Raw genomic sequence first — 24581 nt, forward strand, 5'->3', positions numbered from 1 at the left:
GGGCACTTTCATTTCCCCTTTATCTTTTTTTATTGCGCAGCAATTCTGATATCTCGTTTGTTAAAAGTGTTTTTTTGCTGTTTTCGGCTCTGTAATTGAATTCATTTTATTCTGGTTATATTTTCATAGAGAAGTGATATGGTGGTCTTGAAGGAAAGAATTCATAAAAAGGCTTTAGACGAAGGATTCCAGTTATTTGGTGTTTCAAACATCAAAAAGATGGAAGAAGTTGATGTTCTGCCTGGCCGTGGTCTCATGCGCCCATCTGAGGTCATGCCAGATGCAAGATCTCTGTTTGTGCTGGGTATGGTGATAATGGATGAAGGGATGAATGTCAGCATATCGAATGCTGGAGTATCGTCTGTTGGAAATGCAAAATGCCATAGTCTTTACTATGAAGTAACCGAGGCTCGTGCATGGAGGATCAGCTCCTGGCTTAAAGACATGGGATACGATGCTGTACCAAGCCATGATGTACACATAAAGGTGGCAGCACATCTTGCAGGATTGGGCTTTATCGGACACAATACCCAGGTAATAACTCCTGAATATGGCCCGCGAGTGCGCTGGATCTCGGTGTTGACCAATGCAGAACTCGAACCCGATGAACCATTTAACCGTGACCTCTGTGCCGAACAGCCGCTCTGTCAAAAGAGATCCAGATGTGTCATAAGTTGTCCATATCAGGCTATAATACCTGGTCCTTCCCAGGGAGTACTACCGGGGCAGAAAGTGATCTACGACAAGTGTGTTGTAGCTCATAAATTCGACGAGGATCTCGATGACAAGTGGGAAAAACACATTCGGAGAATTTCCAGGCATGGTTTCATGTCCTGCACTATATGCAACCTTACCTGTCCCTATGGAAAATCTATTGATAAGAATATAGCTCCTGAAAATAGAGAGCCTGTTTGATGGCAAATTTTGGTTTGACTGGAAATGATCTTTGCAAAACTTTTTCAAAGTATGCAAATCTTAAAAATAACAAAAAAGTAAAAAATAAAAGGATGGTTTCAGATAGTGAGTTTTTCCATCCTTCCAACAGCTTCTGATATCCTTTCTGCTGTCTGGGTTAGTGCGAAGCGTATGTAGCCTTCTCCGTGTTCACCAAATCCAACACCTGGTGTTGCAACAATGCCTGCCTCTTCAAGCAGGAGTTTGGAGAAACCAATGGAATCGTGTCCGTCAGGTACAGGTGTCCATACATAGAAAGTTGCCTTTGGTGCTTTTACATCAAGACCGATTCCGTTCAGTCCTTTAAGCAGAACATCTCTTCTTTCTTCATAGATCTTGTTCATGTCAGCAACACACTGCTGGGAAGATGAGAGTGCTGTAATGCCTGCCATCTGAATAGCATCGAATGCTCCGGAATCGATGTTTGATTTTACTTTTCCGAATCCCTGGATTGCTTCTTTGTTACCGACCGCAAAGGCAAGTCTCCATCCGGTCATGTTGTATGTCTTGGAGAGGGAATAGAGTTCCATACCGACTTCCATTGCACCATCAACACTCAGGAAACTAGGTGCCTTGTAGCCGTCATAGCACATCTCTGAATATGCGTTGTCATGGATCACTACGATGTTGTTCTCGCGGGCGAACTGTACAACCTCTTCGAAGAACTTTGTGTCTGCGGTTGCAGAGGTAGGATTGTTCGGATAGTTGAGGAACATCATCTTTGTTTTGGCAAGCACATCCTTTGAAATTGCCTCTAGGTCTGGCAGGAAATCATTCTCTTCCAGAAGTGGCATGATGTGAGCTTTTCCACCAGCGAATTCAGTTCCGATCTTGTAAACCGGATATGCAGGGTCCGGACAGAGTGCTATGTCTCCTGGATTGATAAAAGCAAGAGGCAGATGTGCAACTCCTTCCTTTGAACCAATGAGTGTAAGTGCCTCGGTAGCCGGGTCTAAGTCGAGTCCCCTGCTTTCCTTGCACCAGTTGGTTGCAGCTTCCCTGAAACTGAGCATGCCGGTGTAGGATGGATATCTGTGGGTTGCAGGATTGCGTACTGCATCACACATAGAATCCACTATATGGGGAGGTGTTGGCTGGTCCGGGTCACCTACTCCAAGGTCGATAACATCTACGCCTTTTGCTTTCATATTCGCTTTTGCTGCATCTATAGTTGCAAACAAGTATGGGGGTAATGAGGTAATCCTGTCAGAGTACATGTGTTCACCTGGTAATTTTAATATTTTGTTATTTGCTCTCTTTAAATGCAAATATCGTCTTTCCTATTGCCACACAGATATTTAAAAACATGCGTTAAACATCGTAAACATCCTACTGATAGTATGTATTTTTTAAACCAGTCGAAATCTATTAATATAAAAAATATAAATATAAAATATATAATTATAGGATAGGTGTTGGTTGTCGTTAGTGGGAACGAAATCTCTACATTGGAAAAAAGGGAAAGAGAGCTGGAATGCATTTACAGCATTACTAATCTATTTGATATGCACATCCCTTTGAAGTCTCTTCTTAAAGGCATTTTAAGCCGTATTCCTCCTGCATGCCAATTCCCGGAGATTGCTGAAGCATGTATAACACTGGATGATGATGTATACCATTCTGAAAACTACAAAAATACTCCATGGAATCTATCTGTGGACATAGTAGTGCATGGGAAAGTAAGGGGCAACCTGCGGGTTGTATATCTTGAGGAAAGACCGGTTTGCGATATCGGTCCATTTTTGAAAGAAGATAAAAAGCTGCTTGATATTATTGTTTCACGCCTGTGCAAGGTAGTGGAGCGAAAGACCATTGAAGATGCCCTCCTTGATTCTGAAAAAAGGTACAGGGTCATTTTTGAATCATCTCCTCTTGGGATATTCATAGATAAGGATGGTATAATCACTCACTGTAACAAGAGTCTTTCGAAAATATTCGACACAAGCCGGGATCAAATCATTGGGGCTGAGGTGTCTGATTTTGTAAGTGATGAACGCCTGGAGCAATCACTTTTCAGTTCTCATAGTGATATATTCCCTTATTATGAGAGTGAATATTCTCTAGATCTGGATGAGGAAACCGTTTATCTGAAATCCTATTATGTCCCTCGCAGATCCATGGATAATAAGATAGAGGGTGGTGTCTGTCTTATTGCTGACATTACCAAGGATAAATTATCTGAAGATGCTCTATACCAGCAAAAAGAACTGCTTTCAAGTACATTCAATGCACTTCAGGATCTCATTGTCGTCGTTGACAGGGATTTGAGGGTTGTTACAAGCAACTGGAAAAGTGACCTGTCCGTACCTGTCGAAAAGCGTGATGGTCATCCTCATTGTTATAATTGTTTTATGAAGCGTGAGGCTCCATGTGATCCGTGTTATGTGAAAGGTGTATTTTCAACAGGTGATGTAGCTGAAATCGAGCGAGAAAATCCAGCTGATGGGAAGATCATGGAATACCGTGCATTCCCTGTTTTTGATAAGAACAATGATGTTGTGATGGCAGTGGAGCATATACGCGATATAACCGAGCGTAAAATAACTGAAACTGCATTGAAAAGTTCAACTGAGGAACTTGAGAAAGCATATGAGGAACTTCAGTCTCTGGATAAGTTAAAAGATGAATTCCTTTCAAATCTAAGGCATGAGCTAAACACACCTCTTACTTCCATAAGAGGATTTAGTGAATTGTTGCATGACGGTACATTTGGTCCGCTGACAGAAAAACAATTGAATGCAATTGGAAAAGTTGTCGACAAATCTAAGAGTTTACAGAGTCTCATTGATTCTCTCCTCTTTGCAAGTAGCTCCCAGAGTGGAAAGGTCAAGTATCGATTTGAACGTATTTTATTGAACGATATTATCAATACTAGTCTACATCAGTTTTCTACAAAAGCAAGTGGAAAGAATATATCAATTTCCAATGATTATTGTCTTGATGCCGTATATGTGAACGGGGATGCGGATTACCTTCCTCGCGTATTCATGAATCTTCTGGATAATGCCATCAAGTTCACACCTGACAATGGAAACGTCAAATTTTCAGTATTCTGCGAAGATGGCAATCTACGTATTACTGTGGAAGATGATGGTATTGGCATTCCGGAAGAATATGTTACAAATTTATTCCATAAGTTCTATCAGATCGACAGTTCATCAACACGCAGCTATGGTGGCAACGGGTTGGGACTTTACGTAAGCAAGGTAATTGTGGAGGATCATGGTGGCAAGATCTGGCTGGAAAGTGAAAAAGGCGTGGGTACAAAAGTCCATGTTGAGCTTCCTGGGGAGTAATAATTCTAAAAAGATTATATGCGCAGAATTATTTCTGCACAACTAGTGAAATAAATAAAGATTGTAACAATATTGTGTTATGCTGCTGTTTCATTCATGATATTTTCCAGGTCAGGTAGTATTAGCATTCTTTCATCTAATTTTCCGACACTTTTGAGGTATTCGGCATTGATCTTCTGGGATATTATCTTGGGCGTAGGGCCTACGTTTCTTCCAGGCATGCGAATAACCTCACTTGCCGATTCCACCATCATTCCTGCAATGGTTCCATTAATATCTACTACTACGATGCATGATTCATCAGTAATCTCTTTTGCTTCAAGGCCAAATTCTTTTGTTCCTTATTTGAATATAACAAGTTGAAGAAGATAATCTGAATTACCAACCTGAAATTGTGTTGCTTCGTCAGTCATTATTTCCCTTATGAAAATAGTTGATTAATTTTAATTAAGTAGCTACAATAATAACAATAATGCCCATAACACCCATAACAATAGTCGAATTAATATATTAAATAGTCTATAAATCATTATCCAGTTAAAAATATCAGTAAAATGGAATCAATATCATTCATGCTAAGGCTACTGTCGATGAAAATCATACATTTAAAAAACCGATTCTTATTTAACTGTTCAAATCATACCACGCTACAAAATCAAGGTTATTTTTATCATCAAACAGATAAGGTTATTGAGGTTCACATGAGCGATATTTTACGCAGAGGACGTTTGTCCTCAACTCCTGATAAGGATATAATGGATTTCACATCTTCAATGGCAGCTGACAAATGGATATTTGAAGCTGATGTCCTGGTGGACATGGCACACACCATAATGCTCAAAGAGCAGGGAATTATCAGAGAAGATGACTGCAGTGCCATTCTCCAGGGTCTTTTCAAGATCCGGGAAGATGGAATAGAGGCTCTCGATCATAGCTATGAGGATATACACATATCGCTTGAATCCAGGCTTATTGATATCGTTGGCGAGGATATAGGTGGCAGGATGCATTCCGGTCGCTCCCGTAACGATGAGGTTGCAACTTGTATGAGGATCAGATTGAGGGATGAAATGCTTTCTCTCATGGAAGAGCTTACGGCTCTGCGTGCATCCCTTATTAATAAAGCTGCAGAGAACATCAATACTCTCATGCCGGGTTTCACACATCTGCAGCATGCACAACCCACAACCCTGGCTCACCACCTGCTTGCGCATTCTGATGCTTTATCAAGGGATACAGCTCGTGTTTCAGATGCATTCTCAAGGATAAATAAAAGCCCGCTTGGTGCAGCAGCCTTTGCTTCAACCGGCTTTGATCTCGACAGGGGAAGGACCTGCTTTCTTCTTGGATTCGGAGGACTTATAGAAAACTCAATGGATGCTGTGAGCAGCCGTGATTTTCTCATAGAATCCGCTGCTGTTATGGCCAACATTATGATAAATCTCAGCAAGATGGCAGAAGAGATCGTTATATGGTCCAGTACGGAATTCAATTTCATAGAACTGGATGACATGTATGCTTCCACATCATCCATAATGCCCCAGAAGAAAAATCCGGACACTGCTGAACTTATGCGGGGTAAGTCTGGTGTTGCCATAGGATCTCTCATGACACTTTTGACTATCTGCAAGGGTCTTCCATTGAGTTATAATCGCGATCTTCAGGAAGCTACTCCGAATGCATGGCGCTCTGTGGAAACAACCCGAAGCGCTGTTAGGATCATGACCGGAATGATCGCAACAATGAATGTGAATGCAGATGTCATGGCAATGCAATCCACCACGGGTTTCACAACCGCCACAGAACTTGCCGATACAATGGTAAGGGCAGCCGGTATTCCTTTCAGGACAGCGCACCAGATAGTGGGTGTTCTTGCAAGGGGCGATGGCAATCCGTCTCTGGCTGATGTTGATGAAGTTTCCCAAACTATACTGGGCGAAGGTCTGAGTTCCAGAGGACTGACCGAAGCGATGATCGCAGAAGCCTTAGATCCGGTAATGAATATCAGTAAGCGAACTGTGACTGGTGGTCCTGCTCCTGATGAGGTAAGCAGGGCAATAGCTGCTCGTGAGGACAACCTCGAAGAAGAAAAGTTTGCAATAAGTGAGTTGAACTACATGATCGAGAACTCCCTGAACCGACTGTTCGTTGTGGCACAGGACTGTGTCGAAGGTAAAAAATAGGGTGAATTCCCGGAATGTATGGATTAACAGAAAACAATCATTATATTACGATCATTGAGGGATATCATGGAATTTGAAGAGGGTGACAGAGTAAAGGTTGAGAAAAATGGTGTGGCTTATGAAGGTATAGCCATGCCCAGCACCACCGGTCATATAATTGTAAAGATGATCAGTGGTTACAATGCAGGTATTGATCAAGAGGGTGCCACTGTCACGATAGTACAAAAAAAGCAGGACATGGAAGTAATCACTAAACCTGCAGGAAAAGCTGAGGCTAAATCTATATCTGGTCTTCCGAAAGTATCCATTCTGTCGACTGGTGGTACGATTGCCAGTAAGATCGATTACAGGACCGGCGCTGTAACTGCTCAGTTCTCCGCAGACGATATCTTGCAGGCCATTCCTGAAATGACCGAGATAGCAAATTTCAGTGGCAAGGCTATCTACAACATCCTTTCCGAGAACATGAAGGCTGATTACTGGCAGGAGCTGGCAAGAGCAGTAGTTGAGGAGATAGAGAACGGTGCCGATGGAATAATCGTGGCACACGGTACAGATACTATGATGTACTCTGCCGCAGCTTTATCTTTTATGGTCCAGACTCCAGTGCCCATAGTCTTTGTGGGTTCACAGCGCAGTGCTGACAGGCCAAGCAGTGACAATGCAATGAATGTGATATGTGCTGCAAAGGTTGCAGTCAGTGATATTGCAGAGGTCACCGTTGTCATGCATAGCGATGGATCAGATGACAGATGTGCCATCCACCGCGGAACGAAGGTCAGGAAGATGCATACTTCCAGAAGGGACGCTTTCAGATCCATCAATTCAGAACCTATAGGTTACGTTGACTACGAGAAACTGAAAGTGAGTACCTCAATGGAATATGTGAAAAGAGGCGATAGGCCACTGGAACTTCGTGACAAACTGGACAGCAAGTGCGCACTTGTAAAGTTCACTCCTGGCTCAAGTCCTGATATTCTCTCCTACTTCATCGATGCAGATTACAGTGGTCTTGTGATTGAGGGAACTGGTCTTGGACACGTTTCCACAGACTGGGTACCAGAGATAGAAAGGGCTACAAAAAAAGGGATCGTAGTTGTTGTGACTTCCCAGTGCCTGAATGGCAGGGTATGTGACAGGGTCTATGATACCGGCAGGGATATCATAAAGGCTGGCGCCATAGAGGGCGAGAACATGCTTCCTGAGCTTGCATTGGTAAAACTCATGTGGGCTTTGGGTAACTCAGATGGTCATGATGCCGTTGCAGCTATGATGGGTGAGGATATTGCAGGAGAAATAACCGAGAGGAGTCTTGCATAATCCTGTCTGTTTTCTTTTTGGAATAATTAGGTTTATAACGAATTAATTAGCTATTGAAGCCAAATATCATTTATTATAATAATTTTAGTTAAATCAGGTGAATATATGTCATTAGCAGATCTTAGGACACATTATACAGCAGCCATCAACCCTGAAGAGATTGGTGACGAAAAGGTCACTATCGCTGGTTGGGTACACGAGGTTCGCGACCTTGGTGGTATTTGTTTTGTTGTGGTCAGGGACCGTACCGGTCGTGGCCAGGTAACACTTGTCAAGAAAAAGATTGACAAGGAACTTTTTGACACTGCAAGAAAGCTTGTGCGTGAATCTGTCGTATCAGTGACAGGTACTGCCAAGCCCGAAGGCAAGGCTCCAAATGGATATGAGATAATCCCGGATGAGATCAAACTTCTCAACGAGTCACAGTCTCCACTTCCAATGGATACCACAGGTAAAGTGGAAGCAGAACTTGACACCCGTCTCGATTCCAGGTTCATTGACCTCAGGAGGGAGCAGACCACTGCTGTCTTTAATATCAGGCATGAAGTGCTAAGGGCTGTAAGGGACTTCCTTACAGACAGTGGATTCCTTGAGACGTCCAGTCCAAAGGTTGTTGCCACAGCTACAGAAGGTGGAACTTCTCTTTTCCCGATCACTTACTTCGATCGTGAAGCTTTCCTGAACCAGAGTCCTCAGCTCTTCAAGCAGATACTGATGTCAGGCGGACTTGACAGGGTATTTGAGATAGGTCCTATTTTCAGGGCTGAAGAGCATGACACACGCAGACACCTCAACGAGGCTACATCCATCGATATTGAGGCAAGTTTCTGTGACCATTTCGATGTCATGGTAATTCTGGAAGACATGGTCGCTTACGTTTACGAACAGGTCATTGAAAATGCTTCAGCATCACTGGAAGCCCTGGGTGTTGAACTTCAGGTTCCAAAGACTCCTTTCATGAGACTCACATATGATGATGCCATAGAAGTTGTCAACTCAAAGGGCGGAGACATGCTTGCCTGGGGAGATGACCTTGGTACTGCTGCAGAGCACACCATCGGTGAACATGTGTTCAAGGAAACCGGAGAATCACATTATTTCATCATAGACTGGCCAACCGAGATCAAGCCATTCTACGCAATGCCATACGAGGACAATCCATTATTGTCCAAGGGATTCGACATGATGCACAGGACAATGGAACTTTCATCCGGTGCACAGCGTATCCACATACCAGAACTTCTTGTAAGCAGGATCGAATCCCAGGGTCTGGATCCTGAAGGTTTCGAGTTCTATCTCAAGGCATTCAGGTATGGTATGCCACCACATGCAGGATGGGGTATTGGTTGTGAAAGACTTGTAATGACAATGCTGGGTGTCGATAACATCCGTGATGTAGTATTGTTTCCAAGGGACAGGCGAAGACTGTCTCCATAATTTTATTTAAGGATGTACCTTCATGAAAGAAAGGAACCCATCAGGGGAAAGCCCTGAGAAGAAAGCTGCAGGAATTGCAGCAGCAGATCTTGTTAAGGATGGTATGGTAGTCGGTCTTGGTACCGGCTCTACCACAGCTTACACAATTGCAGAGCTTGGAAGACGTGTTGCAGATGGGCTTAACATCATCGCAGTGGTAACTTCATATCAGTCAGAGATGCTTGCCATTGAAGCTGGTATTACTCTTACATCACTTGCAGAGCATCCGGAACTTGATCTTGCCATAGACGGCGCTGATCAGGTAGATGCTGCACTGAATGTGATCAAGGGCGGCGGCGCAGCACATACTCGTGAAAAGGTAGTTTCACGTTCTGCAAAGCGCTTTGTGATAGTTGCAGATGAAGGTAAGGTCAGTGAGGGTATGGACCATTTCGTACCCATAGAAGTACTTCCTTATGCAAAGGAACTGGTCTCAAAGCAGATCAGGGAACTTGGCGGTGAACCTGTGCTTCGTCTTGCATCCAAAAAAGATGGTCCTGTGATATCAGATAATGGTAATTTCATTATCGATGGAAAGTTTGGATTTATTGAAGATCCTGCTGAGATGTCATTCATTCTCTCCCAGCTCACCGGAGTTGTGGAACACGGTATTTTCACAAATGTCGATGAAGTCTACATCGGCAAGAAAGACGGTTCAGTGGAAATTACAAAAAAGTAAATTGATGTCCTGATCATCTTTGATCAGGAATCATTTTCCCCTTCAAAAGGGCAGGCACACATTTCAAACAATGCATCTTCTCCTGTGCGTGATCCTCTGGCTATGAGCACATCCCCTGATTGAATAGCTGTTCGCTTATTAGGGCGATATACCCAACGGTCACCTCTCTTGACTGCCATTATATGGACGCCTGTTTCGGTTTCGAGTTTTAGCTGGCCAAAGGTCTTTTCCACTATTGGTGAGCAACTATCGACGATAAGTTTTGTGATAACCTCATCGGACTGCCTGACCGCAATAGCAATTATCGGATGGAGTTCTATATCCCTCAGGACTGTGTCTGCAATGGTATATGCAGCGTCTGAAATGGATTCTGATGAACTTGCCAGATGCAACAGGCCACGCAAGCGATTCACATCAGGCACGTGTTTTGCAGTTTCAAGTACCCAGTGCTGCAGTTCGTTCTGCATGGCATTGATCTCTACTTCCAGTGCTTTGACCTCATGTGCTATGTCCTCGTTATCAAATAACAAGGCTGAATATGCGAGTCCCACTGCAAGTTCGCCCATATTCTTCATTTCTACTATTACGTCAACTGCCCTCTCAAGGTCAATGAGGAACCTTTCATGGGGAATGTCCTTTGGAACATATTTGTGATTGGACACAAGTTCTATGAAAATGGGTACACCTTCATCATGACCTCTGGCAAAAAGTACATCATCAGGTCGAAGTCTTGTCTCGTGGCTTGGGTCATATATCCATTCATCATTTCTGCGGATCGCGATGACCCACATTCCGGTCTCGGTATCAAGTTCTATGTCTCCAAGAGTTCTCCCTGTAATCTCAGATTCATTCCCTACAGTAGCCCTGGTTATTGTTTCCTCTGCTTCTCTGAGGGCCATCTTCAACTCAGTGGGAATTCCCATTTCCGTGAGAACTATCTTGGCGATGTCGCCTGCGGCGTTGGAAATATTCTCTGAGGCGCGGGCAACCTGTAACACGCCGGACATTTCTTCTGCTTCCTCGACACGCCGTGTGCTGAGCATCGCTGCTATCTTCATGTGATAGTCAAGTGTGTCCATTTTTGCTTCAAGCCGGATGACCTCCTCTGCAATATCTTCATCATCGTAAACCATGGCAGAATATGCCAGGTCTACCATAAGCTCAGAGGTATCCTTCATCTCTATCAGGAGATCTTTCAGATTTCGTGGAATGTACCTTATTTCCTTCGGACTCATAATATTTCTACCAGTTTATTGTATTACTTCTGTGTTATTTATTTGATCGTTATATCTAGACGATACCCAACAGGTACATTGTGACAAATATGCCACAGACTCCTATAAGGTCCCCCAGGGTCGCTATCAGTGGTATGACCGTGTCATCGGGATCAATTCCAAACCTGTGGGATGCAAATGCAATTGCAATTGTTGCCGTAAAGACAACTATAAGTTCAAATGTTCCGGATATCAGGCAAAGAGGCAGCAGTTTTGAGAATGGCATTCCAATCCCAAGTGCTATTCCGGTGATCCAGACTACGATGGAGAGGAATGTACATGCCGTCAGGCCAACGATAAGACCTGCAAGCACACTATTACGCACTACAGGATTCCTGTGCAGCTGGCTTCCAAGACCCATGTGAAATGAGGATGAAAGCCTGGCTCCCAGCATGCTTCCTGTATCTCCGCCTACCTTGATGAGTGCGGGTATAAGTATCAGGATAATGGGCATTGAAACGAGGTTCTCAAGCTGTACATTGAGCACCTGCCCTGCTATTATCCCTATTATCGAGGTTACTGCAAGAATTGGGAAACCTCTTCCAATGATACCTTTAATGGTGTAGTATGTCACAGCAGAAGCACCACCTTTGCTGCGATGAGTATCATAAGCATTGAAACAATATCTCCAATTGTGGCAATGGCAGGTGTGACCACATTATCGGGGTCAAAACCGAATCTGAACATACCAATAGCCAGCAGGACGGCTACAAAAGCCAGGATTATTCCTGAGGATACGCCTGCTATGACCGCAATGGATGTCAGTGCAAGGATGCCTGCACTTTCAAGGCCAAGCAGAACGGTAATTCCATGTCCCACAATTCCAAGAACTATAGACATCATCAAACTTAAAAGCAATGAACCTGCAACGTTATTCGTGAGTTCCGGATTGTTCTCGATCTTTGTGATAAGACCCATGTGTATGGCACTACCAAGCCTTGAACCAAGGGTGCAGGAAATATTCCCGCGCATTCCCAGTACGGCAGGAGCTATGACGATAAGTCCGGGGATCATCTGTAATTCTCCTGTCATTCTGGACAGGATTATACCTGATACGACACCACCAAGTGTTGCAATGAGTTCAAAAGGCAACGCCTCACGTAATATTGACTGGATACTTCCATAGTCACCGAGGTAATCCTCGACAAACTCCAGTTCATCATCATCTTCCTGATGACTTGTGTCGTAAGACATAGTGCCTATTTCGCCTTTTTAATATTTAAATACCTATTTCAATTTCCTGTGAATGAGTGGTAAAATTCGATTATGTCCGATATGAAATACTTATATGAAATAGTTATAAGTATCATTTTGCCAGTAGTTGGGAGAAATCGACTATCTGAATTATGGTCAATGATGAATGATCCGGGAAGAAATTGATATTTCCGGAAAATTAAGGAGTGATATTGATGTTAAAACATATTGTTATGTGGAAAATAAGAGATGGTGCAGAGGGTAAGGATAAAGTCGAAAATATCAAAAAAATGAAAGATATGCTTGAGTCTCTGAAAGGCAAGATCTCCGAAATATCTGAGATAGAGGTAGGAATCAACGTTAATTCATCCGATGCCGCCTATGATGTGGTGCTATATTCGGTCTTTGAAGATGAGGATGCACTGCTCACCTATCAGAAACATCCTGAGCACGTAAAGGTTGCTGAGTTTGTCGGCCCCATATCAGAGCAAAGGGTTGTTGTTGATTATATTGTCTGAAGGCTCCCCGGCAAACATTGAAGCAGTTGCCCGTCATTTCCATCACGAATGATATCATAAAAGCGCATAATGGCCACAATTGCTCTCATGATTGCCACTAAAAACAATACTTTCTTCCTGGACTATATAAGGGGTATCCGGTATTAGAGCCAAATTATCTGAATTTCATCATTTTCAGACTGTTCAATCCACTTCCATCAGTAAGGTTTATATATCAGTGGCTGCATTAAGGGGTTGCTCGAGGACGAAACCGTCACCGACACACTAACTTATTCGCAGTGGGCCCGTGGTCTAGCCGGTTATGACACCGCCTTTACACGGCGGGGATCATGAGTTCGAATCTCATCGGGCCCACCATAAACTTTCTGTTCTGATGATATTGATTCTTGTAATAGTTTAAGCTGTTTTTCCAGGGATCCTATTCTTGCTTCGAGGTCAGAGTGACTGCTGGGTTGTACAACCTGGAGTTCACCATCGAATTCGTCTTCTAGGGATAGAACGAACAAAGTCTTGCCATTGTACTTGGTTTTGAATATGTGGGCAATTTCTCCAATTAAATCTGTGTATGATTGTGGTAACCTTATTAATGGGTATGTGATATCTTTTTTAAGGCTGAGCCTTGTGATTTTGGATTTACCTATTGCTTTCATCAACTATTACCTTCTTAGTAGTAAATAGTTGTATAACATTTGGTTGGCAATTTTTTTGCAGTTAGTTTGATGACTTCCATAAGGCGTTATAGCATAGTTTTTCAGTAAACATAAATGGAAAAATAGTTATTCTACAATGCTTATTTTAAGTAAGAATAATAATGCATTAAACCTAGTTTACTTAATCTTATTGAAGTTAATCATTCTGGATGGAGGGTTGTCAATAACGAACATTTGTCCAAATTGTAACTATTCAGTAGAAGAAGTTGCTGATAATATAACTGATCAAACAAACTTAAAAGAGTTGTACTGTCCAAATTGCTAAATGTTGGGAGAATTCGTAATTGTTGCTATTGATAGGGTACATATCTCAATGATTATAAATGTAGACTGCAAGACGATTAATCGATGTGAACAAATTAAAGATGGATGTTATATTCTGAAAGCAGAAGATGAAGATTTGAGGATAATTAGGTATCTCAACTCACTAGCAAGAGAAGAAAGAAGCGATTTTAAACAGCTTCCGCAGATACAGAATAATCCCAATAGTTACATTATTTTTTCGGAAACACAACCAGTTGGTTATCTTGCATATACTCATGTCCCATGGAATAAAGATTTAGTTCCTACTATTTGGCAAATTTATGTTGTGAAAGATAAAAGAAGTATGGGATATGGGGGGTGAAATGGTCAAATACTTATTAGATAATGAAGGAGATTTTGATATCGATGATCCAAATAAAGCATCAAGAAGTTTAGTATCTAAATTTGGATGGCCTTCTTCTAACATAAAGAAAATTATTAGGGGTTAATTTGAATCTAGCGATATCTAATCATTGAAAGAAAACTTCAATTAAGCGGTACAGTAGCAGTATATATCATTGCGGTGCTGAGCATAGCTTTGCACCTCTATCCACACTCCAGAATGTTAACGATTTTTTTCAAAAATGCTATAATCCAGATAAAATAATCCATCTAAACTATCAAAATAAAACAAGTAAGTTATGCGAAGTTTGCATGCATATTGACAACCATATATTTAACACTATTGACGACCTTTATAATGGGATGAATACCAAACAATTGGATTTACAATGAGTTTGGATCACAGCAATAGTGATAATGGAAATATAACCACCGCATTATTATTGGCAGCTGGTAAGGGCAGTCGTCTGTACCCTCTAACACGCGACACACCTAAGTGCCTTACAATGATCCATGAGGCCTCTATACTTGAACGACTTGTCATAAATTTAAAAAAACAAGGCTTTAAGCGTCTTGTTGTAGTCACTGGATACCATGAAAAATGTATTCGTGACTTTTTAGAAACGCGATCATGCGGGATGACAATTGAATATATTTTTAGTCCTCTTTACGCAAGCACCAATAATATTTATTCACTCTGGATGGCGCGTGACATTATTAATGAGCCTTTCTTACTTATTGAAAGTGATCTTATTTTTGATGAATCTCTTCTGGATGGCATGTGCTCCCCTGACAGAATCGCTGTTGGATGCATGCAGCCATGGATGAATGGTTCTACTGTTACAGCCAATGGATCTCATCATGTTAAGAAGTTCCAAAGTGGTATTGCCGGGCCGCTTGACGAGATAAGGTACAAAACTGTCAACATTTACAGTTTCTCATTATCTTCCTGGCACAATATTACAGAAAGGTTGGGTCAGTACATTTCAGCCGGCAAAGTGAATGACTATTATGAAACCGTCTTTGCGGAAATGGTGGCTGATGGCAGTCTCTCTCTTGAAACAGTCTCATTTGACAGCAAGCGATGGTACGAAATAGACACAGTCGCAGATCTTGCAAAGGCTGAGAAACTATTTTCAGCAGACAAATATGAGACAATCATTCCTTACAATATCACATCAAAGATATCCGGGATATCAAGGCCATTTTTTTTAACAAGCAAAAAACAGGGGGAAAAAGCGGTTACTCGTTCACTTTCCGGTTTAAGGCCATTGACTCAGTCCAACTCTTTGAATTCAATGTCAATTTGTAAAGCTAAGACTTTAAAAAATGAAGTGCCACTTCAAAATCATTTAGGGAAAATAATGCCTGATGCAACATAATTACAAGACTCAAACTGAAAAATACGAATTCGTTTCCGGACAGCATGGTGGTTACTATCGCCATGATTTTATTGATCATGCTTATCTTTACAATCTATATTTTCCGCCAGAAGCAGTTTTTACAGGTTTTAAAGAGCAAATTCACGACATTGTCCTTAATTATCCGATTGCACAGGATGCTCTTGCCGGTCTTGTGGGTGATCTGATCGATCAACCTGCTGAAAGGATCGTTGTAGGAAACGGTGCTGCCGAACTTATCAAAATCATCTCCGGGCACATATCCGGCAAGTTGATCGTTCCAGTGCCATCTTTTAATGAATATGCGAATGCAGCGCCCGCAGGTCAGGTAGTTGAATTTCCTCTTGAATTCCCATCTTTTCAATTGGATGTAGATAAGTTTGCTGCCGAAGCTATCAAGGTCAAAGCAGATGTTGCTGTTGTGGTAACACCTAATAATCCCACATCTATGGTAGTTCCCAAGTCTGATCTAATATCTCTTGCACAAAAACTTGCAGATCATGACTGTATGCTGATCATCGATGAATCCTTCATGGATTTCGTGCATGACCCGGATCAAATAACTCTGGAAAATGAACTCGAACATTATCCAAATATCGCGATCCTTAAAAGCATGAGCAAAGCCTATGGTATCTGCGGCCTTAGGATCGGTTATATGCTAACTGCAAATTTAGCATTTGCTGAATCTGTAAGGAAAGGCGTACATATATGGAATATTAACGGTTTTGCCGAAGAGTTTCTGAGGATATTGCCCGATTACAGGCAGGAGTTTGTCGAAAGCTGTAAGCAGGTACGTGTAGACCGGGATAATCTGTATAAAAGCCTGTGTGCTATTCAGGGAATGACTGTTTACAAACCCGATGCAAACTTTATTTTCTGCCGCCTGCCAGATCACGCACAAAGTGGTCCTGAAGTCACGCGGAGATTGTTCATTGAGCATAACATGTACATAAAACATTGCCAGGACAAGACTCTACCTGATTCCAGCCGTTATGTTCGTATCGCCAGCCGTACTGAAACAGAAAATTGCAAATTAGTTGAAGCATTGGTAGATATCATTGACTTGAATAAAGCGGAAGTAGCCTTATGATCGGTCAAGAGAATCAACAATCACATCAGATAGGAATGCTTACTTTCGCCCGAGATCTTCCAAATATCTGTTCGCTTGTAGGGTTGTTATCTGCGGTCCTTAGTATATACTATGCCATATTAGGCAATTTTCCGATTGCGATAATTGGAATGCTTTGGGCTGTTTTTTTTGACTGGGGAGATGGCCTCATTGCCCGCCGGATGAAGGGGCGAACTGATGAATATCGAGCTTTCGGAGGACAGCTTGATTCATTGATAGATATTGTAAGTTTTGGAATATGCCCCGCTGTATTTCTCTTGAGCTATGGAGGATTCAGTCCATGGTTCCTACCCGGAGCGTTCGTGATTGTAGCCACCGGTGCAATACGGTTGAGTTATTTCAATGTTTTCGGTCTGGTCGATGATTCAACATACATGGGATTTGCACTTGACAACAATGTCATTATTCTTGCTTTTGTCTTTATGTTGAACGGTTTTTTCAGCCAGCCGATTTTTTCAGTCGTTCTATATGCATTGTTTGTGTTTATGGCTGCCTTTAATTTAGCACCAGTACGAACGCCCAAGTTTACCGGAAGATGGTTTTATGTTCTCTCGGTTTATGTCCTGGGATTGACATTCATTTATAGCTGAATATTATGGAGCAATATATGTGCGGCTACCAGTTACTAAGGAAATGTATCTCAAACAATGACAATGAGTTAATAATTTACGGAGCAGATTCTTTTTCCCAGTTCCCGCGCCGTGATCCATCTGTTAATTCAAAATGTGACAGAGCGCTTCCGGTAGCACGCCGTGATGATCTGGTAGTTCTACGCGGAAAGCTGGATCACGAGTATCATAAATGGCTGCGCTCTCATGGTCTTGGGTCTGATCATATTGTTGAATATGATGCTCATTCAAGAGAGATGACTCTCTCGGAACTTATCATTAATGATCCTGAACCAGTTAAAAAAATTATCCGGCTGATCGGGAAAAAACCTGTATATGTGCCATGGTTTTCAGGGCGTCTAGAAACTGAAGCTGCAAAAGCCCTTGGAGCTGATCTTTTCGGAGCAACTGAAACTGCAACACTAAAATATAATGATAAGTCAGCTTTTAAGACCCTATGTCGACAATTAGGCGTGTCTGTTGTTGAAGGCACTTTATTTGACATACATCCTGAAGACAATGAAAATTGTATAGAGATGAAAAACATTATTAACGGATATCTGTCAACCTGCGAAACTGTTATTATTCGCGGTACTCTGGGTGAAGCCGGCATGTCGTTATACAAGACGAAAGGCAATGATATTTCTGAAATATATCACGAAATTGCAGTTAGCGGTGAAAAATCGATCATCATTGAGCCTTTTCTGAATGTTTCGTCTTCTCCGAATGACCAGTGGGTGATCAGCAGAGGTGGTAAGATATACTCTCTTGGTATGCGGGATCAAATATGTGAAAGAGGTATGGTACACATTGGTACTCTCAAAGGGGCAAATACCTCGCCAGACATTTTAAATTACATTACAAAAACATCTGCAAAAATTGTAAATAATATGGCTGAATTCGGATATCGGGGTGTAGTCGGCATTGATTATATTGTATCGGATGATGGTATATTTCCTGTTGAAAATAACGCTCGTTTTAACAGTTCCTCTTATGTGAGCATGATCGTAGATAACATTGAAGAATTGATCTCCCCCATTCCATACTGGAAATTTATGAAGATCAAGACGGTAGCATGTTCATTTCTTGAACTCACTGAACGTATTGGACCAGTGCTGTATGATGGCAAAAAATTAAATTCCGTATTTCCTTTTAGTTGTGATACATTGCCATCATCCGGTGAGTTTGCTGTTATAATCTTAGCCGAGAATATGGATGAGATTTTCAACATGGAAGAATCATTGAAAGAAATGGGAGTTAAAAGAGACTGGCCAGATATGTGTACTGAGAAGTCTTCATGCTTTGAATTAACGAGATTACTCAATACAAATGTAATACCTTTGCGGCCATTTTAATTATTTATAAGGTATTCGTCTCAGCGAATCACCTAGATTCGTGCTCCAGAAGCGTTATCTGGGTTGCGAATGTTGTCGGGCCCACCATAACTATCTGTTTTTAATGATGTTGATTCTTGTAATATTTTAAGCTGTTTTTTGACTACTTAACTCTTGCCTCAAGAGGACTTAGTGGTTCAGAGTTTAAACTTTCCTTGTCTACGACAACTAAAAAATCCTGGTTCTCTTCCTGAGGTGTGGGGATTATTTCTGCATTATTTTCTATTATTTCACTATATTCTCGTGGCAAGCGGATTGATGGATATATTCTTGTTTTACTTGCTTTTAGGGCTGTAACTTTACTATTAAACATAGTTTAAACTATGCCTGTATCATATATGGAATACTTATTAAAAGAAAATCGAATGGAAGATTGAAGTAGACAAAAAATTAAAGCAATTACGTGGGAAGATTAAACAACTCAAAATAATTTATCTAAAATAACAGAATTATATTTATCTGTTCATTTTATTATCCAAGAAAAAGATTGCCGATGCAAATGATTTAATTTAAAATTAAGATGTGAGGTACTTATTGTGTCAATTTTTCATAATCTATTGCAATTAAATCCAAACCAAATTCCATTAGAAGATTTCTTTACTGAAATATTTACATATTTGCTTAAATCTAAGCCTTCTTTGATGGATGATTGGCTTAGATATTTTAAAATTTCTAACATCGATCAGAATGATATATTTATAAGCACACAAGAATCATTTGGTGCATTGGATTCTCATTTTTCGGGAAGTAGACCCGATATCCTTATTGAACTATCAGATGATAGCAAAAATGAATTAATTTTTGTAGAATGCAAAATCGGTTCATGTGAAGGACACAATCAGTTAAAAAGGTATGCTGAGCATTTAGACAACATTGAACATATCGGCTGTGGAGTCTTGATTTACATTACAAAAGATTACGATAAAAAAAATGAACTTGCTATTTTCCAAGGTTGTAACAATAGAAACAGACTTAAATTTATTCAGTTAAGATGGTATGAAATCTATCAATTTTTAAAATCGCATGATGGTTATGCTGAAGATATTTTGGTAAAAGAAGCTTTAAAGTTCATGGAGGAATATGACTTGTCGGGAGATAATAGATTTACAAGTGTTGATATTTTGGCTCTAACTAATTTTCCAAGAGTTAGAAAAATGATGGATGAAACAATGTATGGGGAAGTTTCAGATAAATTTACTGAAATTACTGGAGGAGTATCACAATCTTCTTTTTGCTTAAATCAAATAAAAAACCATAATCGATATACATATATACAAAACCAAAATGACAAAATTTTGAAATTGTTTTGGGATATTGGATGAATGATTCAAAAATAACCGATTATCCCAAAGTTGGAATCAAATTAGGAGTAAGCCCAAATGCAAATCATCGAACTGAAATACTTGCTGCAATGAAAGAGATAGTAAAATCAAATTCAGACGAATGGTATAGTTATAACTTAAATGAATCAAAAAGCTGGTCTGGAATTGGCAAATCATTGGGTCTTGAGAAATTTATGAACGAGGAAGACCACATAAAATCAATACAAGATTATTTCTTAAACTTAATTGATGATTTGGTTGAAATAAAAAAGAAATATCCACATTTGCCATGGAAAGTTTAATCTTTTCTTGTCTACGACAACTAAAAAATCCTGTTTTCCTCAGAGATGTAGGGATTATTCTTGCAAACTGATATACTCAACCATTGTAATAAAATCTAGGTCAAATAAGTATATACTTATCATTCTTTATTTCTGAAAGGCTACCTACACGAGTGTTGTATTTCCAGCCTTGGTCAAAAAACCTTTCATCAACACGGTTAGTTTCAAAAGGACTGATAGCTACTGCGAAAAAACGATTCTCATTCTCTTTTTGTTTTTTGCACAGGGAAACAATGTCAGAAGATAAAGGGGAGAATACAAAATCAGAAATGACCAATAGATCGGCTTTTTCATAATTTTCATCCTGCATCATTTTTACTCCCTCGTATAATGCTGGTACAACATCGGTACCACCATGAAAACTCATTTTGAGGAAGTCTATCAGGTCATGAATGCCTTTTGGAGGGGTAAGATCAAGGGTCTCTATTGAAGTGCTGAAATTGATCAAATAACATTTTCTATTTTGTGTGGCTGCCCGGGATACTATACTGAGGGTCAATGCTTTAGCTATATATTCCGGAGCACCTTGCATCGAATTACTTGAGTCAACACAAATAATGATTGGCCCCATTTTTTCCTCATCAACAACGGTTACTGTTTTCTGAATCTCTTCTTCAAAGATCTCATTTTTGTAGCCATGCTTGGAAAAACACATCAGTCGGTTTTCAACATACTTTAGATCAAAAAGCAATGCGACATCAGAATCACTTAGCAGTGCCAATTCCTGCGGTATCACATTTTCCAGATCTCTGCCAAGCTCAATACCAACGACCATCTCATTGGAGGTTACATCTATTTTTCTAACACAGTACTGAATAGTTGAATTAATAATCTCTGTGCGTTCAGATTGTTCTTCCTTTCGCAACCTTCCCATCAATTCACACAGTTCACGAATATTTTCAGCCTTATTCAAATATTCAGCCCACTGTTTAAGATAAGAGATATCCTGTTCACTTAGTTCACCGGCGCTTAGATCCCACAAAAGCTCTGGATCAACATCCAGTTCATCAAATACCTCTTTCATTTGCTGTATTGTTTCAAACCATTCTTTCAGATCTTTTAACAATTGTACACGGAGTCTTTGAACTTCCATAAGCTGCCATTCAAGTAGCTGCTTTTCGTACTCTTTTCCCCAGGCTTCCTGTTCATTTCTACGAATGGCATTGAGGCTTTCTGTGATGGACTTGCTCTCCTTCCCATCCACTTTTCTTTTGGCAGCAAGTATTTTTCGTTCCCAGAATGTAACATTTACAGACGGATTAAGCAATTTATAATTGCTCAGGTCACCTAATATTGATTCTTCACAAGCACCATGTGCCTTAAAGTCCCATTTTGCAAAGTTCAATTTAGATTGATGTTTTTTAAAAGGATTTGTATTTTCTAAATGGACGCGAGTTGATGTTTCCCAGTTACTGACTTTTCTGTTCAACACGATCTTGAACTTTTCATCTGTCAGATTAGGAAAATTTCTTGACTGAAGAATGTTGACAAATTCTTTTGCTTTAGCAATTTCTCGATTCAGAGACTGCATGAGATTGCACCTTTTCCAACAAATGTTCAGCGTTTAATTTGTGATTTTCCAGGTCATTGAGAAAAGCGTTGAATGCATCAAGCAATAATTCTCTCTTCTCTGCAGGTACAAATGGTATTTCATTCAACTTTCTTTGAGTATCAACATAAGATATCGTGTCATTAATGATTTCATCAAGCTTGATCAAAGAACTTTTGCATGCATCCTCAAAACTCTGTTTAACTTCTGGGCATACACTTTTTTGAGTTCCTCTTTTGACCTTTATGATTGGAGTTGCGTCAAACCATTTGACATATGAAGCACTTTTAATAGGATAATCCCAACCGCTTTTTAACAGTTTTTCCTGTATATTTACCTCACATGACTCACTTCCATTGAAATTGCATTCCACACGAGACTGGGAATCTCCATTTTCATCAACTGGCTCAAATGATTTTAAAGTACCAATATTTTCTACCGGGATGTAAAAACGAATTTTTATTTTAGTAGGATCAGGACTACTATGATTTTTTTCAATTTCTGGTGAAATGACAGAAAAATACTGTTCTCCGGCAATTTCTTTTGTATCATAGATATCCTCTGAATAAAAAAGGGTGTCATACACAGTATTTTCAATATCATTATGGTTTAATACCCAAGTATTTAAATTATCATAATTAACACAACCAAATTGTTTCACACTTTTTATAACGATCTCATTAATTTGTTCTCTGTTTTCTTCAAGTGTCCACAGACAATGTCTTAATATGAATGTATCAACAGGTATCACTTCATTTCGGTCGCATAAAAATGCGGAAGCTTTTAAGATGAATGCAATTTTCTGCCATCTGCGATCGGAAACATAAACTGCAATTTCGGGATTATCTTTATTAAATTCATCAATTGAAACCCTGATCGAATTAATGATAGCAAATACTTCTTTGGAAATAGTTACTTTGTAGATTTCATCAGGGAACTGCTCCCATTCTGCATGGGAGAATTGCAGTCCATCCGGAACTTTTATTTCAGTAGAAACGGCTCCACCATCAAGCAGTTTTTCAAAATTCTCTCTTTCCTGCATAGGATCTACTCCTATTCGCATTATAAAACGATCATAGAGAGCTTCCAGGCCCTGATTGGCAGGAGGGGTTTCATTGCTTGCAGCAATCAATGCTTTTAGCGGAACCTTTTCGTCTTTACCATTATTTCGATAGATCCTTTCGTTTATAATGGTCAATAGTGTGTTTAGGATAGCCGGACTGCTTTTCCATATCTCATCAAGAAAAGCAAAGTCGGCAGTAGGTAAGTATCCATCTGTTTTACGAACATAATTATCCTTTTTTAATTCCTGGATACTGACTGGTCCGAAAACATCCTCAGGAGTACTAAAGCTCTGCATCAGATATTCAAAATGAGTCGTATCTCTAAATACATGCGATAAACGACGGGCAATCAGACTTTTTGCTGTGCCTGGTAATCCATAGAGAAAAATAGATTGTCCGGAAATGGCTGAAAGAAGTGAAACTGCAACGATCTCTTCTCTTTCGTACAGTCCGTCAGAACAGATATTGATCAGATCTGTAACTCTCTTTTTCATAGAAGTATTTGATTGATGGTGATTCATGTAATTTTTCACTCCTACTATATTCGCAGCCAATAAAAGCAATTGCATAAAGCCTAAAAGGAAACGAGCCACTTACAATATAAGACACCGAATATCTGCCCTAGGCCCGACTGTTTCTTCTACATTTCATAAGCAATTTTGTCATTGTTATATGCATCTACAAAAAGTGTTCAATCATTTTTATTTACTTAAAGCCTTCGATTTTTGAGCAATAAATTACTATAAATAATTTACACTTATTTCCATATAAGTAAACTTATTCTTAGTAGATATAAATCACTTTCTAAAAATTGATGAACGATACATACCAAATCTAATTAAGGGGGAATTCAATGCAAATTGTTTTGATAGGCGGTTTTGTAGGCACAGAAAAGAAAAATGCTCTTTTTTCAGTTGGGAATGAACTAATTACAAGAGATAAAAAAGTAGCTGTCGTAGTTATTGAAGACGTAATAAATAATGAAAAAAAGCCTGTAGGTCTGGATTCTACTGTCATGGTAAAAGAGATGAAAGATGTGCCATGCACCTTTATAACTGACCTCATGGTTGAACTGCCTGAAATCAATAAACAATCGAACTTTGACTACATGGTAATCGAGGTTCCATTCAGTTTACCGCCTGGAAGAGTAAGGGAATATCTTGCGAATCTTGAATTCAAGGATCTGTCCTTTGCACCCATTATCTATGTGTTCAATGTGAATAACCTTAAAAGCGATGCAAGGATGATCCCGAAGATAGTTAGCAAACAGATTGTAGAATCAGATATCATATTTACAAATGCTGATCCCACTGATCAGGAAACTATGGCAGCATTGAACAGGACATTTGAAGAAATCAATCCTGATGCAAAGATATTCGTGCACGCTGCTGGCTTTGAAGGGCACAGAATTAGTGATTTTGTTGATATGATTGTCAACTGAAATAATTGAGCAGGCAGTTAATTCCATAATAGAACGCAACAATGGGCATGCGTACATTGGGTGAATTTTTTATACTCTCCTAAA

23 protein-coding genes, 1 tRNA gene and 1 pseudogene are annotated in these 24581 nt (G+C 40.2%); 17 read left to right on the top strand and 8 right to left on the bottom strand.

Annotated features, from left to right (window positions below; translation table 11 throughout):
- Positions 1-138: 138 nt before the first annotated feature.
- Positions 139-915 (top strand): epoxyqueuosine reductase, encoded by a 777-nt coding sequence (locus V7O66_RS02200; RefSeq protein ID WP_406661355.1) that lies wholly within the window; start codon positions 139-141, stop codon positions 913-915.
- 98 nt (positions 916-1013) lie between these two features.
- On the opposite strand, the gene V7O66_RS02205 is transcribed toward V7O66_RS02200, so the two are convergent.
- Positions 1014-2171, bottom strand: coding sequence for an LL-diaminopimelate aminotransferase (locus V7O66_RS02205; RefSeq protein WP_406661356.1), 1158 nt, complete (start codon positions 2169-2171; stop codon positions 1014-1016).
- A gap of 288 nt (positions 2172-2459) precedes the next feature.
- Between V7O66_RS02205 and V7O66_RS02210 the strand changes: the two genes are divergently transcribed.
- Entirely contained in the window at positions 2460-4250 is a 1791-nt protein-coding gene (locus V7O66_RS02210; RefSeq protein ID WP_406661357.1) for an ATP-binding protein, read from the top strand.
- 77 nt (positions 4251-4327) lie between these two features.
- Here V7O66_RS02210 and V7O66_RS02215 read toward each other — a convergent pair.
- Positions 4328-4570, bottom strand: a pseudogene (locus V7O66_RS02215) (chemotaxis protein CheW); the annotation flags it as partial.
- Positions 4571-4951: 381 nt separating this feature from the next.
- Between V7O66_RS02215 and argH the strand changes: the two are divergent.
- The 4 genes from argH (at position 4952) to rpiA (ending at position 9908) form a co-directional block, all read left to right on the top strand.
- Positions 4952-6433 carry an argininosuccinate lyase gene (argH, locus tag V7O66_RS02220; RefSeq protein WP_406661358.1) on the top strand — a complete coding sequence of 494 codons (1482 nt, stop codon included), beginning with the start codon at positions 4952-4954 and terminating at the stop codon, positions 6431-6433.
- Positions 6434-6499: 66 nt separating this feature from the next.
- On the top strand, positions 6500-7753 hold the full coding sequence (gene gatD, locus V7O66_RS02225) for a Glu-tRNA(Gln) amidotransferase subunit GatD (RefSeq protein WP_406661359.1): 1254 nt from the start codon (positions 6500-6502) through the stop codon (positions 7751-7753).
- 105 nt (positions 7754-7858) lie between these two features.
- Positions 7859-9190 carry an aspartate--tRNA(Asn) ligase gene (aspS, locus tag V7O66_RS02230; protein WP_406661360.1) on the top strand — a complete coding sequence of 444 codons (1332 nt, stop codon included), beginning with the start codon at positions 7859-7861 and terminating at the stop codon, positions 9188-9190.
- Between the two features lie 22 nt (positions 9191-9212).
- Positions 9213-9908 carry a ribose 5-phosphate isomerase A gene (rpiA, locus tag V7O66_RS02235; protein WP_406661361.1) on the top strand — a complete coding sequence of 232 codons (696 nt, stop codon included), beginning with the start codon at positions 9213-9215 and terminating at the stop codon, positions 9906-9908.
- Positions 9909-9931: 23 nt separating this feature from the next.
- On the opposite strand, the gene V7O66_RS02240 is transcribed toward rpiA, so the two are convergent.
- From V7O66_RS02240 to V7O66_RS02250, 3 genes are read right to left on the bottom strand one after another with little or no spacing between them, the layout of a single operon-like run.
- Positions 9932-11143 carry a potassium channel family protein gene (locus V7O66_RS02240; RefSeq protein ID WP_406661362.1) on the bottom strand — a complete coding sequence of 404 codons (1212 nt, stop codon included), beginning with the start codon at positions 11141-11143 and terminating at the stop codon, positions 9932-9934.
- A 55-nt stretch (positions 11144-11198) separates the two neighbouring features.
- Complete coding sequence (locus V7O66_RS02245; RefSeq protein WP_406661363.1) at positions 11199-11756, bottom strand: magnesium transporter; 558 nt, start codon at positions 11754-11756, stop codon at positions 11199-11201.
- A complete protein-coding gene (locus V7O66_RS02250) occupies positions 11753-12376 on the bottom strand; it encodes a magnesium transporter (RefSeq protein WP_406661364.1) in 624 nt (207 codons plus the stop codon). The genes V7O66_RS02245 and V7O66_RS02250 overlap by 4 nt, the downstream gene beginning before the upstream one ends.
- Positions 12377-12591: 215 nt before the next feature.
- Here V7O66_RS02250 and V7O66_RS02255 point away from each other — a divergent pair, with 215 nt between their 5' ends.
- From V7O66_RS02255 to V7O66_RS02290, 8 genes are all read left to right on the top strand, one after another.
- On the top strand, positions 12592-12894 hold the full coding sequence (locus V7O66_RS02255) for a Dabb family protein (RefSeq protein ID WP_406661365.1): 303 nt from the start codon (positions 12592-12594) through the stop codon (positions 12892-12894).
- Between the two features lie 280 nt (positions 12895-13174).
- A tRNA-Val gene (locus V7O66_RS02260) sits at positions 13175-13251 on the top strand.
- 618 nt (positions 13252-13869) lie between these two features.
- A complete protein-coding gene (locus V7O66_RS02265; RefSeq protein WP_406661367.1) occupies positions 13870-14229 on the top strand; it encodes a GNAT family N-acetyltransferase in 360 nt (119 codons plus the stop codon).
- A 1-nt stretch (position 14230) separates the two neighbouring features.
- Positions 14231-14356 carry a hypothetical protein gene (locus V7O66_RS02270; RefSeq protein ID WP_406661368.1) on the top strand — a complete coding sequence of 42 codons (126 nt, stop codon included), beginning with the start codon at positions 14231-14233 and terminating at the stop codon, positions 14354-14356.
- A 282-nt stretch (positions 14357-14638) separates the two neighbouring features.
- Entirely contained in the window at positions 14639-15631 is a 993-nt protein-coding gene (locus V7O66_RS02275) for a phosphocholine cytidylyltransferase family protein (RefSeq protein WP_406661369.1), read from the top strand.
- Positions 15621-16739, top strand: a complete 1119-nt coding sequence (locus V7O66_RS02280) for a pyridoxal phosphate-dependent aminotransferase (protein WP_406661370.1) — start codon at positions 15621-15623, stop codon at positions 16737-16739. Before V7O66_RS02275 ends, V7O66_RS02280 begins: the two co-directional genes overlap by 11 nt.
- 35 nt (positions 16740-16774) lie before the next feature.
- Complete coding sequence (locus V7O66_RS02285) at positions 16775-17368, top strand: CDP-alcohol phosphatidyltransferase family protein (RefSeq protein WP_406662536.1); 594 nt, start codon at positions 16775-16777, stop codon at positions 17366-17368.
- A gap of 17 nt (positions 17369-17385) precedes the next feature.
- Entirely contained in the window at positions 17386-18741 is a 1356-nt protein-coding gene (locus V7O66_RS02290) for a hypothetical protein (RefSeq protein WP_406661371.1), read from the top strand.
- A gap of 142 nt (positions 18742-18883) precedes the next feature.
- Here the strand turns inward: V7O66_RS02290 and V7O66_RS02295 are convergent, their stop codons facing one another.
- Positions 18884-19093, bottom strand: coding sequence for a hypothetical protein (locus V7O66_RS02295; RefSeq protein ID WP_406661373.1), 210 nt, complete (start codon positions 19091-19093; stop codon positions 18884-18886).
- Between the two features lie 328 nt (positions 19094-19421).
- Here V7O66_RS02295 and V7O66_RS02300 point away from each other — a divergent pair, with 328 nt between their 5' ends.
- Together V7O66_RS02300 and V7O66_RS02305 are read left to right on the top strand one after the other, a co-directional pair.
- Positions 19422-20102 carry a PD-(D/E)XK nuclease family protein gene (locus V7O66_RS02300; RefSeq protein ID WP_406661374.1) on the top strand — a complete coding sequence of 227 codons (681 nt, stop codon included), beginning with the start codon at positions 19422-19424 and terminating at the stop codon, positions 20100-20102.
- Complete coding sequence (locus V7O66_RS02305; protein ID WP_406661375.1) at positions 20099-20404, top strand: hypothetical protein; 306 nt, start codon at positions 20099-20101, stop codon at positions 20402-20404. Before V7O66_RS02300 ends, V7O66_RS02305 begins: the two co-directional genes overlap by 4 nt.
- 100 nt (positions 20405-20504) lie before the next feature.
- Here the strand turns inward: V7O66_RS02305 and V7O66_RS02310 are convergent, their stop codons facing one another.
- A complete protein-coding gene (locus V7O66_RS02310) occupies positions 20505-21974 on the bottom strand; it encodes a VWA domain-containing protein (RefSeq protein ID WP_406661376.1) in 1470 nt (489 codons plus the stop codon).
- The gene (locus V7O66_RS02315; RefSeq protein ID WP_406661377.1) at positions 21946-23550 is read right to left on the bottom strand and encodes an AAA family ATPase; all 1605 of its coding nucleotides are present in this window, start codon (positions 23548-23550) and stop codon (positions 21946-21948) included. The genes V7O66_RS02310 and V7O66_RS02315 overlap by 29 nt, the downstream gene beginning before the upstream one ends.
- A gap of 359 nt (positions 23551-23909) precedes the next feature.
- On the opposite strand from V7O66_RS02315, the gene V7O66_RS02320 reads away from it, so the two are divergent.
- Positions 23910-24497, top strand: coding sequence for a GTP-binding protein (locus tag V7O66_RS02320; RefSeq protein ID WP_406661378.1), 588 nt, complete (start codon positions 23910-23912; stop codon positions 24495-24497).
- Positions 24498-24581 lie beyond the last annotated feature (84 nt).

The organism is Methanolobus sp. ZRKC3, assembly GCF_045291275.1.
Classification (GTDB): Archaea; Halobacteriota; Methanosarcinia; order Methanosarcinales; family Methanosarcinaceae; genus Methanolobus.